The 16,395-nt window shown below is 57.9% G+C and carries 15 protein-coding genes and 4 tRNA genes; 5 read left to right on the top strand and 14 right to left on the bottom strand.

What is annotated here, in order from left to right; all coding sequences use genetic code 11:
* Positions 1-4: 4 nt before the first annotated feature.
* Positions 5-451, bottom strand: a complete 447-nt coding sequence (locus tag H8B20_RS04340) for a hypothetical protein (protein WP_042558681.1) — start codon at positions 449-451, stop codon at positions 5-7.
* Positions 452-799: 348 nt separating this feature from the next.
* On the opposite strand from H8B20_RS04340, the gene H8B20_RS04335 reads away from it, so the two are divergent.
* From H8B20_RS04335 to H8B20_RS04325, 3 genes are all read left to right on the top strand, one after another.
* Positions 800-1,888 (top strand): asparaginase, encoded by a 1,089-nt coding sequence (locus H8B20_RS04335; RefSeq protein WP_210622442.1) that lies wholly within the window; start codon positions 800-802, stop codon positions 1,886-1,888.
* A gap of 267 nt (positions 1,889-2,155) precedes the next feature.
* Positions 2,156-2,356 carry a DUF1654 domain-containing protein gene (locus tag H8B20_RS04330; RefSeq protein WP_210622527.1) on the top strand — a complete coding sequence of 67 codons (201 nt, stop codon included), beginning with the start codon at positions 2,156-2,158 and terminating at the stop codon, positions 2,354-2,356.
* Between the two features lie 4 nt (positions 2,357-2,360).
* Positions 2,361-3,050: an endonuclease gene (locus tag H8B20_RS04325; RefSeq protein ID WP_210622441.1), complete on the top strand. Its 690-nt coding sequence runs from the start codon at positions 2,361-2,363 to the stop codon at positions 3,048-3,050.
* A 51-nt stretch (positions 3,051-3,101) separates the two neighbouring features.
* Here H8B20_RS04325 and H8B20_RS04320 read toward each other — a convergent pair whose 3' ends face one another.
* Together H8B20_RS04320 and H8B20_RS04315 are read right to left on the bottom strand one after the other, a co-directional pair.
* Positions 3,102-4,013 (bottom strand): siderophore-interacting protein, encoded by a 912-nt coding sequence (locus H8B20_RS04320; protein ID WP_210622440.1) that lies wholly within the window; start codon positions 4,011-4,013, stop codon positions 3,102-3,104.
* Positions 4,014-4,099: 86 nt separating this feature from the next.
* Positions 4,100-4,468, bottom strand: a complete 369-nt coding sequence (locus H8B20_RS04315) for an SPOR domain-containing protein (RefSeq protein WP_042558677.1) — start codon at positions 4,466-4,468, stop codon at positions 4,100-4,102.
* Positions 4,469-4,718: 250 nt separating this feature from the next.
* Here H8B20_RS04315 and csrA point away from each other — a divergent pair, with 250 nt between their 5' ends.
* A complete protein-coding gene (csrA, locus tag H8B20_RS04310) occupies positions 4,719-4,913 on the top strand; it encodes a carbon storage regulator CsrA (protein ID WP_003179932.1) in 195 nt (64 codons plus the stop codon).
* Between the two features lie 222 nt (positions 4,914-5,135).
* Here the strand turns inward: csrA and H8B20_RS04305 are convergent, their stop codons facing one another.
* A complete protein-coding gene (locus tag H8B20_RS04305; RefSeq protein ID WP_210622439.1) occupies positions 5,136-5,591 on the bottom strand; it encodes a DUF2214 family protein in 456 nt (151 codons plus the stop codon).
* 536 nt (positions 5,592-6,127) lie between these two features.
* A tRNA-Val gene (locus H8B20_RS04300) sits at positions 6,128-6,204 on the bottom strand.
* Between the two features lie 182 nt (positions 6,205-6,386).
* On the opposite strand from H8B20_RS04300, the gene H8B20_RS04295 reads away from it, so the two are divergent.
* A complete protein-coding gene (locus H8B20_RS04295; RefSeq protein ID WP_210622438.1) occupies positions 6,387-7,670 on the top strand; it encodes an NAD(P)/FAD-dependent oxidoreductase in 1,284 nt (427 codons plus the stop codon).
* A gap of 82 nt (positions 7,671-7,752) precedes the next feature.
* Here the strand turns inward: H8B20_RS04295 and H8B20_RS04290 are convergent, their stop codons facing one another.
* From H8B20_RS04290 to H8B20_RS04250, 9 genes are all read right to left on the bottom strand, one after another.
* Complete coding sequence (locus H8B20_RS04290) at positions 7,753-8,724, bottom strand: XdhC family protein (RefSeq protein ID WP_047300463.1); 972 nt, start codon at positions 8,722-8,724, stop codon at positions 7,753-7,755.
* A 1-nt stretch (position 8,725) separates the two neighbouring features.
* Positions 8,726-9,961 carry a c-type cytochrome gene (locus H8B20_RS04285; protein WP_210622437.1) on the bottom strand — a complete coding sequence of 412 codons (1,236 nt, stop codon included), beginning with the start codon at positions 9,959-9,961 and terminating at the stop codon, positions 8,726-8,728.
* A 2-nt stretch (positions 9,962-9,963) separates the two neighbouring features.
* Positions 9,964-10,503 carry a (2Fe-2S)-binding protein gene (locus tag H8B20_RS04280; protein ID WP_042558620.1) on the bottom strand — a complete coding sequence of 180 codons (540 nt, stop codon included), beginning with the start codon at positions 10,501-10,503 and terminating at the stop codon, positions 9,964-9,966.
* Positions 10,496-13,327: a xanthine dehydrogenase family protein molybdopterin-binding subunit gene (locus H8B20_RS04275; protein WP_210622436.1), complete on the bottom strand. Its 2,832-nt coding sequence runs from the start codon at positions 13,325-13,327 to the stop codon at positions 10,496-10,498. Before H8B20_RS04275 ends, H8B20_RS04280 begins: the two co-directional genes overlap by 8 nt.
* Positions 13,328-13,817: 490 nt before the next feature.
* Positions 13,818-13,894 (bottom strand) — tRNA-Asp (locus tag H8B20_RS04270).
* Between the two features lie 93 nt (positions 13,895-13,987).
* Positions 13,988-14,064 (bottom strand) — tRNA-Asp (locus H8B20_RS04265).
* A 55-nt stretch (positions 14,065-14,119) separates the two neighbouring features.
* Positions 14,120-14,195 (bottom strand) — tRNA-Val (locus H8B20_RS04260).
* Positions 14,196-14,378: 183 nt separating this feature from the next.
* Positions 14,379-15,155 carry an SDR family oxidoreductase gene (locus H8B20_RS04255; protein ID WP_210622435.1) on the bottom strand — a complete coding sequence of 259 codons (777 nt, stop codon included), beginning with the start codon at positions 15,153-15,155 and terminating at the stop codon, positions 14,379-14,381.
* Positions 15,152-16,363, bottom strand: a complete 1,212-nt coding sequence (locus tag H8B20_RS04250) for an O-succinylhomoserine sulfhydrylase (RefSeq protein ID WP_210622434.1) — start codon at positions 16,361-16,363, stop codon at positions 15,152-15,154. Before H8B20_RS04250 ends, H8B20_RS04255 begins: the two co-directional genes overlap by 4 nt.
* Positions 16,364-16,395 lie beyond the last annotated feature (32 nt).

Below are 16,395 nucleotides of genomic sequence, written 5' to 3'. Positions count from 1 at the left end.
CTATCTATGCTGTGGTGCTGACCAGATTGCCACTGGTGGAACTCTTGGACATTTCCTTGACCAGCGCGCCCGCTACTTCCGCCATCGCGCCGCTGGTTTGCGCGATCTGCCCCTGAATGGACATGACAGCCTGCGATTTGGCCTCCGGAGTCGGATAGCTCTGAGCTTGTGCCGCAGCCAATTGCTGTTGCTGTTCCTGGAGTTGCTTCTGCAATTCCTGCATCCGCTTCAGCAGCATTTTGACTGTGATGCTCAGGTTGTCGCCGCTTTCAGCCTTGCTGTCTTCTTGCGCGGGACCACCGGTTCTGACCTGATTGCTCTCTTCTTTCTCGATGCCCAGCGCCTCGGCAGAAGCGTCCGCTTCCGCTTGACTCAATGCATTGATCGTCGCAGCGGTTTTGCCGCCGATGGTGACAGCAGCGGGATTTGATAAACCAATCGTCAGTGACATGAGAACTCCCTAAATTTTAGTTTCCCTGAACACGCATCGGCCAGCGCGATGGTTTCTTTAGCACCTATTCCAGATACGGCAACCCGATTCGTTCGACAGAAGCAGTAGTCCTTTTCGGAGAGCCGAACATGAAGGGCCGCATTGTTCGGAAACCCGGATACCCGATGCGAGGCGCTCTTCCTAAAATCATAAAATAATGATGTAAATCATCAGGTTAAACATTTCTCTAACGCAAAGTACGGCTGGTACAGATCCTGCTCCCTACACCGCACCCCGGCATCCAGATCGGCTCGGGGCGCATCTAGATGAACCTGCATCAGCACCGTCTCACTACTAGAGAGAAAAATAATGAAATCTGCTTTCAACACCTTCGTCCCGGGCGCTTTGGCCCTCCTCCTGCTCCTGCCGACTGCTCTTCAGGCAAAAGAAGTCGAAACCCAGACCAAACTCGCCAACGTTGTGGTCCTCGCCACCGGCGGCACTATTGCCGGGGCTGGCGCCAGCGCCGCCAACAGCGCCACTTACCAGGCAGCCAAAGTCGGCGTCGAGCAACTGATTGCCGGCATTCCTGAATTGAGCAAACTGGCCAATGTGCGTGGCGAACAAGTCATGCAGATCGCCTCGGAAAGCATCACTAACGACAACTTGCTGCAATTGGGGCGTCGCGTCGCCGAGCTGGCTGACAGCAAAGATGTCGACGGCATTGTCATCACCCACGGCACCGATACGCTGGAAGAAACCGCTTACTTTCTTAACCTGGTAGAGAAGACAGACAAGCCGATTATCGTCGTCGGCTCGATGCGTCCGGGTACCGCCATGTCCGCTGATGGCATGCTCAACCTGTACAACGCCGTCGCGGTGGCCAGCAGCAAAGAAGCTCGCGGCAAAGGCGTACTGGTGACCATGAACGATGAAATCCAGTCCGGTCGTGACGTGAGCAAAACGATCAACATCAAGACCGAGGCCTTTAAAAGTGCCTGGGGCCCAATGGGCATGGTGGTTGAAGGCAAATCCTACTGGTTCCGCTTGCCAGCCAAGCGTCACACCATGGATTCCGAGTTCGACATCAAAACCATCAAGAGCCTGCCTGACGTAGAAATCGCCTATTCCTACGGCAATGTGAGCGATACCGCCTACAAGGCACTCGCCCAATCCGGCGCCAAAGCCATCATCCACGCTGGCACTGGTAACGGCTCGGTGTCCTCGCGCGTAGTCCCTTCATTGCAAGCCCTGCGCAAAGATGGCGTGCAAATCATCCGTTCATCCCACGTCAACGCTGGCGGCTTCGTTCTGCGCAATGCCGAACAACCTGACGACAAGTACGACTGGGTCGTCGCTCACGACCTGAACCCGCAAAAAGCCCGCATCCTGGCGATGGTCGCACTGACCAAAACCAATGACAGCAAAGAACTGCAACGGATGTTCTGGGAATACTGATTGACCCTCGCCCGATCAACTCTTGATGGGGCAATCCTCGCACCACCCGCCTGATTCGCGGGTGGTGCGTCGCCTACAAATCTCCGTGCATCTTCCCTACAAAAATTTCGACTCGCCCTACACCAAAATGGGAAAAGCGCTGTCAGAGGATTTTCTTGAATTTTAAGCAGTTGCGAAAATGCTTACAGTTAAATACTGTATGCACGTACAGCTTAATAAGGATAACTCGTGGCCACCTCCCCTGATGCTCCTGACGCTTATGAACGCATGGGTATGCGCGTTCAAAAAATCATCAATTCCCCCACCGCACAAAAAGCCAAAGCCGCACTGATCTTCCGCCTGCCGGACGAGCCGATGGATGACTGGGAGCGCCTGCTCGAGGAAATCGACGAGAACGACAACGTTACCCTCGCCTACCGCGACGATGGCGGCGTGCAGATTTTTTGGGTTGTGCCGAAGGAAGACTGATTCAATGATTGTCCGCTGTTTTGCTTTGTTTTTGCTGTTCATCGCCATGGGCGCCCAGGCGGGCGCACCTCGCACATTTTCCGAAGCCAAGAAGGTCGCCTGGAAGCTTTACGCACCGCAGTCCACCGAGTTCTATTGCGGCTGCAAATACACCGGTAACCGGGTTGATTTGAAAGCCTGTGGTTACGTACCGCGCAAAAATGCCAAGCGCGCGTCACGTATCGAATGGGAGCACATTGTGCCCGCCTGGCAGTTTGGCCATCAGCGCCAATGCTGGCAGGAAGGCGGACGCAAGAACTGCACACGCTACGACCCGATCTACCAGAAGGCCGAAGCCGACCTGCATAACCTGGTACCGAGCATTGGCGAGGTGAATGGCGATCGCAGCAATTTCAGCTATGGCTGGCTGCCGGTGCAATCCGGCCAGTACGGCTCTTGCCTGACCCAGGTCGACTTCAAGGCCAAGAAGGTCATGCCCCGCCCTTCAATTCGCGGCATGATTGCCCGTACTTATTTCTACATGAGCAAGCAATACGGCTTGCGTCTGTCGAAACAGGATCGGCAGCTATATGAGGCGTGGGACAAGACCTACCCGGTGCAAGACTGGGAACGCCAGCGCAATCAGAGCGTGGCGTGCGTGATGGGGCGCGGCAACGAATTTGTCGGCCCGGTGAGCATGAAAGCCTGCGGCTGATCGCAGCACAAAAAAGGCCTCGAACGTTATGTTCGAGGCCTTTTTTTGTGGCTAGCCACCAGGCTTGTTGTGGCGCCAATATCCCATCAGGTTGAGCGATTCACGAGGGATCCCGCAGTCCTTGATAAGGTATTTGCGCAAGCTCATGACAGCCGCACTTTCGCCGGCGATCCAGCCGTAAAATCCTTCTTGCGCCGTATTGGCGATTTCCCAAAGAATATCTTTATCAACATCGACATCAGCGAGTTCGATGGCCTGGCTCGCTGACGAAGCATGAATGGGCAAAGTCGCCTGCCGCACCGCCTCAACCATCAACATCCCGGCGACTGTCGCATCTGCCTGCTCACGGATCAGCCATTGCACTGTAAGCCCCGGCCAGTCAGGCACTGAAAGCATGTCTTGTGCACTGTCGACTTCGAAGAAAGCTTGCGTCTCGGGTGGATCGGCAAGAGCAGCCATCTCATCAAGAATGCCCATGGCTGCCGGCAACGCCGTCGAGTCGGCAACCAGCAATACTTGCTTGAGAGCCTGCGGCGGCCGCCACTCGAACCCTCCGGCTTCCTTCGCAGGGAAACGGTTGTCAGGCGCAAGGATTTGCATCGACTCGCCCGGCTGCGCTCGCAACGCCCAGCGCGAAGCCGGCCCCGTCTCACCGTGCAAGACGAAATCAATGTCGACCTCACCTTGCTCGGTACGCAGATGACGAATCGTGTAAGTACGCATCGCCGGGCGGCGACTTGCCAACATCGAGCGGAAACGCGCGTACCAACCTTCCTCCTGCGCAAGATTTGCAGGAGAACCATCTGCGGCAGGGAAAAAAAGTTTGACCCGCTGATCGGGCGCCCAGGTGGCCATGCTGGCAATTTCAGGACCGGCGAACGTGATCCGCATCAAGTGCGGGCTCAACCGGATTTTACGCTGCAGCACAGCACTGAAGAGCTTGTAGGGATTGGCGGCGGCCATGCGGAGCTCCTTCAAGAAATCGTAAGTTACTCGTAGTAAGACGAATCGCATCCGACACCCTTTAAGCTGCTCCGCTGAAAACAATGCTACGGCTGGATCGGATGCTCGATCACCACCGATTCGATATTCCGTTTTTTGGCCTTTGCCAATGCCGCATCGACCTGCACCTGCCGAGCTTCGGCCTCAGCCTTGGAGTTGAAAGGGCCAATCAGAATTCGCACTTTGCCGCTGCTGTCCTTGATTACCGTCGGAACAAACGCATGCTCTATCAGCCAGCCGCTCAGATCACTGACCGCCTGAGGCGTTTCGCCGCGCACCTCGAGATCCCACTGTGGAGCAGAGGCGACAGCAGGAGCAGTCGCGACCGCCGTTTTCGGCTTTTGCGCGTCTACACTCTTGCCTTCACCACATCCTGCCAATGCCAGTGCCGCGACTATCCAGACCAATTTGCGCACAACGGTTTCCTCGGAAATCTCAAAGCGCCGATCTTACCATTCATAAATACTTCGCGAGCCCCGCAAAATGGGCACGAAACAACGAGATTGATGATTGCAGCCTCTGTATAGTTACGCCCTGGGAATTAATGCCGCATCTGCGCGTCAGAAAGAGGCACCCAAACTGTGAGACTTCGCACTAATCTATACGTACCACCGACCTCTGCACTGTCTGAATCAGGTGCCCTACAAAGCAATCAAGGAGAAGACCATGCTGATACTCACCCGCAAAGTCGGTGAAAGCATAAACATTGGTGATGACATCACCATCACCATCCTGGGCGTTAGCGGCCAGCAAGTACGAATTGGCATCAACGCTCCGAAGAACGTTGCGGTGCACCGTGAAGAGATCTACCAGCGTATTCAGGCTGGCCTGACCGCTCCGGACAAACCACAGACACCCTGAGCCGCATCGCAGTCAGTAGCCAGTTCGTTTGCCCAGCACAATGACTGGCTAGAGATACACGCGCCGTATTGCCACCCGCTCCCCACTCTGTTGGGCACGGCGCCTGACACACCAATCCCCTTCCGATTCATTCTCCCTATCCCCTGTTACCGCTCGATCTTACCGGCCATTCCAAAGGCTGGCTGTCGGACGATTCCGATAGAGCGCAGGGAATTCGCCCTCCTAAGCGAATGTCACGCCACGCGCCATGCCAGTGGCGGCAACCACCATCAGCATCAGCAACAACGCTTCGACATGGCTGATTCGCGCGTACAACTTTGCACGCCCGGTATCGAGTGCCGCACCGCGCGCTGACGCGATGCGCCATTTGACCAACGTGATCATCGGCGCGAGCTCCATCAGCAGAATGAGCACGAACAGTGTCATCTTCAGATGGAACAGTGGCTGATGAAGGTAATAGTCAGTGCCCTTCTCATACCCGCCAAAGGCACGCATCCCGCCCGTCACCAACAGAATCAACGCAGAGATGCCCCACAGATTATCGGCGAGCAACACGCGCCTGACCTCCCCCGCGCCGGACGCCAAACGGCTGAACGCCGCTCCACGCGTCAGCACTGCCCAAAAGCCCAAGGCAAAAGCCATTAGATGAATAGCCGCTAGAAACCAGTGAGCCAGCACAGACACACTCCTTTGTAAAAGAGTTGAAAATCGGCCAGTCAGTAGTAGTTCAAAAAGTGGGGATTTGCCCGGACCACATCGCCGGTGTGCAGCTGAGGAACGTGATGGAGAAGTGCTGCAAAAGCCAAATCGCAGGCAAAAAAAATCCCAAGCAGCTGATGGAAGCTTGGGATTAAAAATGCATAAACCGTGGTGGTGAACGCGGAGCGGATATTACTGATTAATCGCTTCAGCGACAATATTTTTTCGATAACCGGTCGGTTAAAAAAGCTCGTAACTCATTCAATATCCACACTATTTTTATGGAATGAGAGTTTGACTTGGAGGAATGGCTGTCGTTATGCACCAACTCTGAAGCCATCTCATCAATGTGGAAAGAGAAGGCAATCATGAAAAAGGGAAGCGCACGTCGAGGTGATTGCCGAATTGATGTTCTGAAGCGACGAATTCGCAAGAGGTCTGCAAACCCCAGACAACAAAAAAGGGCCCACCTTTCGGTGAGCCCTTCTAGACCGCCCAGCAGAGCGGATTTTGTTTGGTAGGCGCGATTGGACTCGAACCAACGACCCCCACCATGTCAAGGTGGTGCTCTAACCAACTGAGCTACGTGCCTGCTGTGAGGCGGCATTCTACGGAATTCCGGAGGGGTGTCAACACCTTTTTTTCACCTAACCCTATGAATATGCAAAATATTTAATTTTCGCTCAGCAACGGAGATTTTCAGTGGCTGGCGGAGGTTTTTCAACTCGGGTAGGATCGGCGCACTCGTAAAATATATTAAACAGAGGCTGCAGGATGGCGAACACCCTTTACCCAGAGTCTTATTACGCTGCGTCGGCCAATGCCGTACCGGCTCGTCCGGCCTTGCAGGATGATGTGGAGACGGATGTCTGTGTGATTGGTGCCGGGTATACCGGATTGTCCTCCGCCCTGTTTCTGCTGGAGAGCGGTTTTCGCGTGACCGTTCTGGAAGCAGCCAAGGTCGGTTTCGGCGCATCGGGACGCAACGGCGGCCAGATTGTTAACAGCTATAGCCGCGACATCGATGTGATCGAACGCACCGTCGGCCCGAAGCAAGCGCAACTGCTCGGCCACATGGCCTTCGAAGGCAGCCGGATCATTCGCGAGCGCGTCTCCAAGTACAACATACAGTGCGATCTGAAGGACGGCGGCGTGTTCGCGGCGCTGTCGGCCAAGCAGATGGGCCACCTGGAGTCGCAAAAGCGTCTGTGGGAACGCTTCGGCCATACGCAGCTTGAATTGCTTGATCAACGTCGTATTCGTGAGGTCGTGGCCTGCGATCAGTACGTCGGCGGCATGCTCGACATGAGTGGCGGCCACATTCACCCGCTAAACCTGGCGCTAGGCGAAGCCGAGGCAGTCGAATCGCTTGGCGGCGCTATCTATGAGCAATCGCCCGCCGTGCGTATCGAGCGCGGTGCCAATCCAGTGGTTCATACACCGCAGGGCAAGGTCAGGGCCAAGTTCATCATCGTCGCCGGTAACGCCTACCTCGGCAATCTGGTGCCGGAACTGGCGGCCAAATCGATGCCGTGCGGCACTCAGGTGATCACCACTGAACCGTTGGGCGATGAATTGGCGAAAAACCTGCTGCCACAGGATTACTGTGTCGAAGACTGCAATTACCTTCTCGACTACTACCGCCTGACGGGCGACAAGCGCCTGATCTTCGGCGGCGGCGTGGTGTACGGCGCAAGGGATCCGGCAAACATCGAAGCGATCATCCGCCCGAAAATGCTCAAGGCGTTCCCGCAGCTCAAGGACGTGAAGATTGATTACGCCTGGACCGGAAACTTCCTGCTGACCCTGTCGCGCCTGCCGCAGGTTGGACGCTTGGGCGACAACATCTATTACTCGCAGGGTTGCAGTGGTCATGGTGTGACGTACACGCATCTGGCCGGCAAAGTGTTGGCCGAGGCGTTGCGTGGTCAGGCGGAGCGTTTTGATGCGTTTGCTGATCTGCCGCACTATCCGTTCCCGGGCGGGCAACTGCTGCGCACGCCGTTTGCGGCGCTGGGGGCTTGGTATTACGGGTTGCGCGACAAATACGGTTTCTGATCAAACGCCCCGCTTCATTCTTCAGAAGCAACTGTGGCGAGGGAGCAAACTCTCTCGCCACAATGACATCTGTCACTCAGTATCAGAGTTGGTCCCGAGCAATCCCACTGCGTATGCGCAAGATATCCGCCAGCACCGCCAACGCAATTTCCGCCGGCGTCTTGCTGCCCAGGTTAAGGCCGATCGGTGCATGTATCCGCGCCAACTCGCCCTCCCCCAGCCCGCCAATCCGACGCAAACGCTCGAAGCGTTTCTGCGAAGTCTGCAGCGAGCCCATCACGCCAATGTAGAACGCTTCGGTACGCACCGCTTCCATCATCGCCAGATCGTCGATGCGCGGGTCATGGGTCAGCGCCACGACCGCGGTATCTCGATGGCAACCGCCATCGGCAATGAACACCGACGGCAGTTGCCGACGAATCTCCACACCACTGAGCACCACACCCTCGAGCACTTCATCGCGCGGATCGCAGAGGATCACTTCGAAACCGAGGCCGACCGCAAACTCGGCGCACGCCTGCGCCACGCTGGAATATCCGGCGAGCAACAAACGCTGCGCCGCACCGATGCGGATCCGCACCCGATCAATCTCCCGCTCGATACGCGCACCCTGCTCGCGATCAGCGAACAGACTGCGCGCACCGCTGGCCAGATCGACCTCGCGAATCAATCGACGCTGACCTAGCAGCGCCGACTCCAATTCGCGCAAATGCGCCTGGACGTCGCAGTCGGCGTCAAATTTCTCTACCAGCACATCGAGAATGCCACCACAGGGCAGACTGACCCGCGAGCGCGGATCATCGCCTTCACCGTAACGCACGACATTGACCGCATCGAGAAACGCACCTTCGGCGACGCGCTCGAGAAAATCTTCCTCGACGCAACCGCCGGACAGCGACCCGATCCACTGCCCACCTTCATTCACCGCCAGCAGCGAACCCGGCGCACGCGGTGCCGAGCCGTAGGTCGTCAGCACGGTGCAGAGCCAGATGCGCTGCCCCGCCACCGACCACTCCAGCGCGCGGCGCACCACTTGCAGATCGAGATGCTGCATATCAGTGCGCCTTGTGCTCGATGGTCGGAGCGTCGGCTTGCAGCTTCTGCACTTCGCTCACTGCCAGTTCAGCGGATTGACCACCCCAGCCTTGGCGCAGGTAGTTCAGCAGATCGGTCAACTGCTCAGGACTGAGCTTGTCGGCAAAACCCGGCATCGGTTGCATGTGCTCGAACCCGGAGAATTTCTGTTCGCCGATACCATCCTCGATCACGCGCAGCAAGTTGCGTGGATCTTCCAGACGCAGCGTGGTGTTGCCGCGCATGGCCACCGCGATATGCGGTTTGCCTTCGCCACCGACCGCGTGACATCCGGCGCAGACGTTCAAGTAATCCTGACGGCCGCGCTGGGCGCTCGCGCTGAGCTTGTCCACTGGCACTTCGACCAACGCTTTGGCTGCCGGCGGCTGATCACCGAGCAGGAACGTGGCCATCGCAGCCAGATCGGTATCCGTCAGGCCCTGAGTGCTGTTGTGGAACACCGGGAACATCTCGTTGAACATCGTGCCCTGCGCACTCATACCGTGCTTGAGGAACGTGCTCAGATCCTGATGATTCCAGCCGCGAGCAGCCAGATCGGTCGCCAGTAGACTCGGCGCCAGATAACCGTTGAGGATGCCACCAGTCATGCGTTTGTCCATCTGCATCGCGCCCGGCAGGCCGCGCGGCGTATGGCATTCGCCGCAGTGGCCGAGAACGTCGACCATGTATTGGCCGCGCTTCCACGCTTGGCTTTTGCCTTCGCCCGAATCCAGCTTCACATCTTTGCCGTACATCATGTTCCAGCCCATCAGGCCCAGACGCACGTTGAACGGAAAGCTCAGGCTGGTGACCGGTGCAGCACGCTCGATCGGCTCGACGGTTTTCAGATACGCATGAATCGCGTCGGAATCTTCCCGCGGCACCAGGTGATAGGAGGTGTACGGCATCGCCGGATACAGATTCGCACCGTCGCGGCGCTTGCCTTCGGTGAGCGCGGCAAAGAACTCCTCATCGCTGTACAAACCGATGCCGTGCTCTTTACTCGGCGTGATGTTGGTGCCGTAGATCGTGCCGAACGGCGAGACGATCGGCAGGCCACCCGCATACGGCGCACCACCCGGTGCTGTGTGGCAGGCCACGCAGTCGGCAGCGCGGGCGAGATACTCGCCGCGCTTGACCTGATCATCAGCGTGCGCCAACAACAGCGGCGCAGTCAGCCCGACCGCCAGGGTCAGGCGGGTCAATAAAAACTTCATGCTTAACCCTCCTTGACCAGGCCGAGATCGGTCAGCACGTTGCGGGTAGCGTTGTAGTAACGCACGTACCCGGTGCAACGACAGATGTGATGGCCGAGGCTGTCCTCGATAACTTGTTCCAGTTGGCTTTTGACGATCGGCTGGCGTTGCAGCTTTTCCACCAGCACTGTCGCGGCATTGACGAAACCCGGGGCGCAGTAGCTGCACTGGAAGGCGAATTCGTCGACGAAACGCTGCTGGATCGGGTTCAGCTCAGTGACCTGACCATCCTCGTCACGCTTGGCATGGCTTTCGATGGTGCGAACTTTCTTGCCTTCGAAATAATGCGCACCGGTGATGCAGGTGCGCACTTCTTCGCTGGTGCCGTCCGGGTTGTCGACGATCACGACGCAGGCGTGACAGATACCTTGACCACAGCCCAGGCGCGAGCCAGTGAGATTCTTGTATTCGTGCAGGTAGTCGATCATCGGCAGGTCATCAGGGATGTCCACCGGGCCGACGGATTGACCATTGAGGGTCAGTTGAAGCGGACGGTTAGCCATTGAGGGCCTCCTTGATGCGCGCAGCAGTGATTGGCAGATCGCGAACACGTTTACCGATGGCGTGCGCCACGGCGTTACCGATGGCACCGACTACCGGGATCATCACCACTTCGGCGATACCTTTGGACGGATCGCTTGGCGACAGCGGCGGCAGAATTTCCGCCGTCTGTTTCCACACCGCAACGTGACGCGCCATTGGCAAGCGGTAACGGTTGAAGTTCCAGTCACCCTCCCCCGGCCCACCTTCGTACAGCGGCATCTCTTCCATCAATGCGTGACCGATGCCCATGGCGATACCACCCTCGAGCTGGCCCTTGACCAGTTCTTCGACCAGCACACGTCCGCACTCGACCCACGAATGGTGATTGAGCACTTCGACTTCCGCCGAGCCTTTGTTGACCTTCAACTCGACCAGCGTGGCGACCGGGCTGTAGTACGTCACGGCAGCGTTGTTCAGTTGGGTCACCGGGTAGTTGATGTTCTGGCGATCCAGCAGGTGGAAACCGGCAGTGCTCATCAACGCTTGCTTGGCCTTCGGTGCGCCGTCGCCGTACTTCACCGCCAGACCATCGAGTGGCAGACGTTCTTTCACGCCGTCGATGCTGTACTCAGCCTCGGCCCAGCTCCAGCGGTTGAAACCGTGAACTGTCGCCGCAGTGACCAAGCCACGCTCGTGAGCGCGTTTGGCCAACTCTTCGAAGCTCAGCGGCTGCATGCCGTTGGCGGTCAGTTTGCCATCGACCCAATGCGCGTCTTCACGTCGCACCACATAAGGGTTGGCCTGGCCGCCATAAGGACCCTGACGCCAGATCTCCAGCGCCGCCGGCCACAGACCGTGATTGAACAACACACGCGCTGCTTCACGGGTGGCATGACTGAAGTAGTAAGCGGAGTTGGTCGCGGACGACGCCGAGGCCAATTTGCCCACCCAGCGCGGGTTGCGCAGCAGGTTGTCCTGCTCGGCCTGGCTCATGGTGTAAGGGTTGCCGCTGGTGATCAGCTGCATTTCCTTCCATTCGGTTTCGCCAGTCTTCACTTCGTGCGCCGGGCTACCGAGGAAATCGGCGACGACCAAAGCTTGCGACGTGGACATGCCGGTGCCGATTTCAATGCCAATGTGTCGCAAGGTAATGCGACCGTCGGCAGTGAATTCGATGCTGGCCATCGGCGCTTCGGAACCGGTGCCGAAGTCTTTCTGGCAAATGGCAAAACCAACGCCATACCAGTTATCCGGGTCTGCCGCTTCACGCTGTTTCTTGATCGCGTCGCGGTTTTTCCAGACCTCGTGTAATGAGGCCTTGTCGAGAATCTCGTGCAGTCGCAGCGCGCCGGCCGGAATCGCACCCTGGGTATTTTTCATGCCGGAACGCAGAGCGTTTTTGCGACGCAGGTCGATCGCGTCGACACCCAGGCGATTGGCGATTTCGTCGACCATCATTTCGGTCGCCGCCATGCTTTGCAGGGTGCCGTAGCCGCGCATCGAACCCGCCTCAACACCGCGCGAGTGATAGGCGGTAACTTGCAGGTCATTCTGCGGCATGTAGTAGATCGACTGCGCTGCCGTGGCACCCACTGCGGCTACCGACGGGCTGTAGTTGATCCGGCCACCACCGTCGACGCTCATTTCGGCGCGGAAAATCTTAAAGCTGTAATCGTTCTTGTCCACCGCCAATTGGTAACGGATGTCGAACGGGTGACGCTTGATACCGCTCTGGAACTGCTCGTAACGATCGTTGGCCAGACGCACAGGCACACCGGCGCCGTACAGCGCAGCGAGGGCCGCGTAGTAAACGAAGATGTTGTGGTCTTTGGAGCCGTAACCCACGGTGTAACCCGGGTGCATGTTCAGGTTGGCCAGGCCAAAGCGCGAAGGTGCGATCATTTTCGCAGTATCGGTCGCCGTTTCCAGTGGGCACTGAGTCGCCACGACGAAGTGCAAGGTTTTGGTCTTCGGGTCATACCAGCCGTTGCCGTTGTCCGGCTCCATGGCGGCCGGCTCGATCGACGGAGTCTTGTAGCGCTCATCGAACACCAGCCAGTTGTCCGGCGGCGTGTCGATCTCTTTCTTCATGCGATCGGCGTAGAACAGCCCACGCTCGGTCAGGTTGCCATGCAGATTCGGCGATGCATCCCACACCGGACGGCGGTTTTTCAGCATCGGGAACAGTATCGAATCCTTGAGGCTGGCGAATTCGTCTTCATCGGCCGAGGTCGGGCCACCTACACGCACATAGCGGAAGCTGCCGTAGGGGTCGCGTTCGTAGAACGGCACTTGAGCACCGTAACGAATCGCCTTGTCATTGAATTTGAGCTGGTTCTTGGCCTGACGGAAACGCTCGAAATCGTTCCAGATCAGGATTGCCACCGGGTGCCCGATGAACATCGGCACTTTACCTTCCGGCAGCAGCGGATCCGGAGCGTGTTCTTCCGGAAAGACGATGCCGTCCTTGTCCAGGTCAGCAGCGGTAACGATGCGATCCGGTTGCAAGTCTGCACCAAGCCACGACAGGTCGTAGCCGGCATAGATGCGATCAGCCTTGATGGTTTTCAGCAGCATGGCGTGGCCCTGCTGCTCAGGCCAACCCGGCATGTCCTTGGATCGGATATCGCGGGCAAACACTTTGCTACCACAGACCTTGGACAGTGCATCGTTACGCTGACGCGCCTTACCGTTGTTGCCGAGCCACTTCTCGGACGGCACGGTGACGCTGTTTTCCATCAAGGCAGCCAGCGCCTGACTGCTGAGCGGCGTGAGCGTGACGCTCACTCCCGCTACCAGCCCGCCCTGAAGGAATGAGCGCCGGGATATTTCACGGTTGGACATGGATCATCCTCTGGGCGGTTATATGTCCGCCCTTCTGGTTATCTACTGGGAATCTCGAGTCTTGCAGAAGCTCTTTCTGGCGTAGCAAAGAGCTGTGTTGACAGTGCAAAGCTGACCGAAAGGTTAACTTTAAAGGTTTCTTGGCTCGCAGCAAACAACCAGTTACATAATTCTGACTAAAGAATCAAAAAATCAATGCGACGTGGCACCGCAGTAAACCCGTAGAGATAACTGTGCATGTCTCGGCGCTCGCGAAAGCGTTCTTGCGACGGATACAAATTTTGAATGTGCCGACGCCTTCGCGAGCAGGCTCGCTCCCACAGGGATTTGTATTGGGCACAGGAGGGTGGAAGACAGTAAGAAAAGCGGAGGGTCAAATTTCAGACACAAAAAACCCCGGTCTTTCGACCAGGGTCTTTGCTATCGATTCCGAATCAGCCAATGGCTGCTTTCGGTGCTTCAAGGCGTTCAGTGGGCCTCGAAGCAGATATGGCGCAGCGGACGGGACTCGAACCCGCGACCCCCGGCGTGACAGGCCGGTATTCTAACCGACTGAACTACCGCTGCGTATCGCTTTGAGCTTTCGCTCAAGTAACTCGTTTGATTGAAAGCTTCGGTGCTTTTCAATCGCGAACCAGACAATGTCTGACTCGTTAAATATGGCGCAGCGGACGGGACTCGAACCCGCGACCCCCGGCGTGACAGGCCGGTATTCTAACCGACTGAACTACCGCTGCGCGTCGGTGCAGGCACTTTCAGCCTACCCTCTTGCTTTCGCAAGTTACCCGGAAGTGGTGGGTGATGACGGGATCGAACCGCCGACATTCTGCTTGTAAGGCAGACGCTCTCCCAGCTGAGCTAATCACCCGTTTGCATCTCCGAGGCCGCGAAATTTACGCAGGTAGCGAACCTAAGTCAATAGCAGGATTGAAGTTTTTTTCAAAAACCGCTTTTAGCGACAAGTGTCGAGCAGCAAGCAAAAGCAAGAACACATACAGCGGTCACTTCACTGTTGTGCTTTGACTGGCAGCTTGAAGCTCGAAGCTGCCCTTCACGGCTTGTAAATCATCTTCTTGGTCATGCCGCCGTCAACGACGAATTCCTGCCCGGTGACAAACCCGGCATTCCTCGACAGCAGCCACGCGACCATCGCCGCGACATCCTCAACCGTGCCCACCCTGCCCGCCGGATGCTGAGCGTGATCGGAATCGGTCAACGGCTCGGCACGGCGTGCAAACGGGTCCCGCGCATCAATCCAGCCCGGGCTGACGGCGTTGACCCGAATTTCCGGCCCGAGGCTGATGGCCAACGCGTGAGTGAGGGCCAACAACCCACCCTTGCTCGCCGCATATGCCTCGGTATCAGGTTCGGACTGTCCGGCACGAGTCGACGCCAGATTGACGATCGAGCCATTGTGCGCCCGCAGATACGGCGCGCAATGCTTGGCCAGTAGCATCGGCCCGCTGAGATTCACTGCCAGCACCCGATTCCAGTAGGCCAGATCAAGGCTTTCCAGCGTAATGTTGTGGGGATCAGCCACCGCCGCGTTGCACACCAACGCATCGAGCCGACCAAACTGCCCCAACACCTCGGCCACACCAAGCGCCACCTGACCTTCATCCGCAACGTCCATGGCGATGAACCAGGCGTGCTCGCCCAGCACCTTCGCCACTTTCGAACCGCGCGCACGATCGAGATCGGTCAGCACCACTTGCCAGCCTTCGCTGAGCAGCCACGCGGCGATGCCCAGACCAATGCCGCGAGCGGCCCCCGTGACCAGTGCAACGCGGCCATGGGTGCCGGCTTTCGCAGTGGACAATTCGATCACAGCGCCGCCAGACCGCGCGCCAAGTCGGCTTGCAGGTCGGCCACGTCTTCCAGACCGACTGCGACACGGATCAGGCTGTCACGAATACCCGCCGCTTCACGCTCCTGCGGCGCCAGACGGCCGTGGGAAGTGGTGCTCGGGTGGGTGATGGTGGTTTTGCTATCACCGAGGTTGGCGGTGATCGAAATCAACCGGGTGGCATCGATAAAGCGCCACGCGCCCTCTTTACCGCCCTTGACCTCAAAACTCACCACCGCACCAAAGCCCTTCTGCTGACGCTGAGCAAGCTCATGCTGTGGATGGCTCTTGAGGCCGGCGTAATGAACCTTCTCGATACCGTCCTGCTGCTCCAGCCATTCGGCCAGTTGCTGGGCGTTGGCACAGTGCGCCTTCATCCGCAGGTTCAGGGTTTCCAGACCTTTGAGGAAGATCCACGCGTTGAACGGGCTCAACGTTGGCCCGGCGGTACGCAGGAAACCGACGACTTCCTTCATCTGCTCGCTGCGACCGGCGACCACGCCGCCCATGCAACGGCCCTGGCCATCGATGAACTTGGTCGCCGAGTGCACGACGATGTCCGCACCGAGCTTCAGCGGCTGCTGCAACGCAGGTGTGCAGAAGCAGTTGTCGACCACCAGCATCGCGCCTTTGGCGTGAGCAATTTCCGCCAGGGCGGTAATGTCCACCAGCTCAGCCAGCGGATTGGATGGCGACTCGACGAAGAGCAGCTTGGTGTTTGGCTTGATCGCCGCATCCCACGCCGGCAGCTCTGCCAGCGGCACATAGTCGACTTCGGTGCCGAAACGCTTGAAATACTTTTCGAACAGGCTGATGGTCGAACCGAACACGCTGCGCGAGACCAGCACATGATCGCCGGCGCTGCACAGGCTCATCACCACCGCCATTATCGCGGCCATGCCGGTCGCCGTCGCGACAGCTTGCTCGGCGCTTTCCAGCGCAGCAATGCGCTCTTCGAACGCGCGCACGGTCGGGTTGGTGTAGCGCGAGTAAACGTTGCCCGGCACTTCGCCGGCAAACCGTGCTGCTGCGTCGGCGGCAGTGCGGAACACGTAGCTTGAGGTGAAGAACATCGGATCACCGTGTTCGCCTTCCGGCGTACGGTGCTGACCGGCACGTACGGCCAGGGTATCGAACGCTACGCCTTCGAGGTCGCTATCCAAACGACCGGCATCCCATTCCTGACTCATGCTGTCACTCCTTGCCTGTTCTCGATAAATAA

This window comes from Pseudomonas sp. P42, from assembly GCF_017973755.1.
Taxonomy (GTDB): domain Bacteria; phylum Pseudomonadota; class Gammaproteobacteria; order Pseudomonadales; family Pseudomonadaceae; genus Aquipseudomonas; species Aquipseudomonas iridis.
This window is presented reverse-complemented; position numbering and strand designations above follow the sequence as displayed.

Excerpts from the sequence above, each read along its gene's own strand:
- H8B20_RS04340 (WP_042558681.1), bottom strand. The coding sequence starts at position 451 with ATGTCACTGACGATTGGTTTATCAAATCCCGCTGCTGTCACCATCGGC.
- H8B20_RS04335 (WP_210622442.1), top strand. The coding sequence starts at position 800 with ATGAAATCTGCTTTCAACACCTTCGTCCCGGGCGCTTTGGCCCTCCTC.
- H8B20_RS04330 (WP_210622527.1), top strand. The coding sequence starts at position 2,156 with ATGGGTATGCGCGTTCAAAAAATCATCAATTCCCCCACCGCACAAAAA.
- H8B20_RS04325 (WP_210622441.1), top strand. The coding sequence starts at position 2,361 with ATGATTGTCCGCTGTTTTGCTTTGTTTTTGCTGTTCATCGCCATGGGC.
- H8B20_RS04320 (WP_210622440.1), bottom strand. The coding sequence starts at position 4,013 with ATGGCCGCCGCCAATCCCTACAAGCTCTTCAGTGCTGTGCTGCAGCGT.
- csrA (WP_003179932.1), top strand. The coding sequence starts at position 4,719 with ATGCTGATACTCACCCGCAAAGTCGGTGAAAGCATAAACATTGGTGAT.
- H8B20_RS04295 (WP_210622438.1), top strand. The coding sequence starts at position 6,387 with ATGGCGAACACCCTTTACCCAGAGTCTTATTACGCTGCGTCGGCCAAT.
- H8B20_RS04290 (WP_047300463.1), bottom strand. The coding sequence starts at position 8,724 with ATGCAGCATCTCGATCTGCAAGTGGTGCGCCGCGCGCTGGAGTGGTCG.
- H8B20_RS04285 (WP_210622437.1), bottom strand. The coding sequence starts at position 9,961 with ATGAAGTTTTTATTGACCCGCCTGACCCTGGCGGTCGGGCTGACTGCG.
- H8B20_RS04280 (WP_042558620.1), bottom strand. The coding sequence starts at position 10,503 with ATGGCTAACCGTCCGCTTCAACTGACCCTCAATGGTCAATCCGTCGGC.
- H8B20_RS04275 (WP_210622436.1), bottom strand. The coding sequence starts at position 13,327 with ATGTCCAACCGTGAAATATCCCGGCGCTCATTCCTTCAGGGCGGGCTG.
- H8B20_RS04250 (WP_210622434.1), bottom strand. The coding sequence starts at position 16,363 with ATGAGTCAGGAATGGGATGCCGGTCGTTTGGATAGCGACCTCGAAGGC.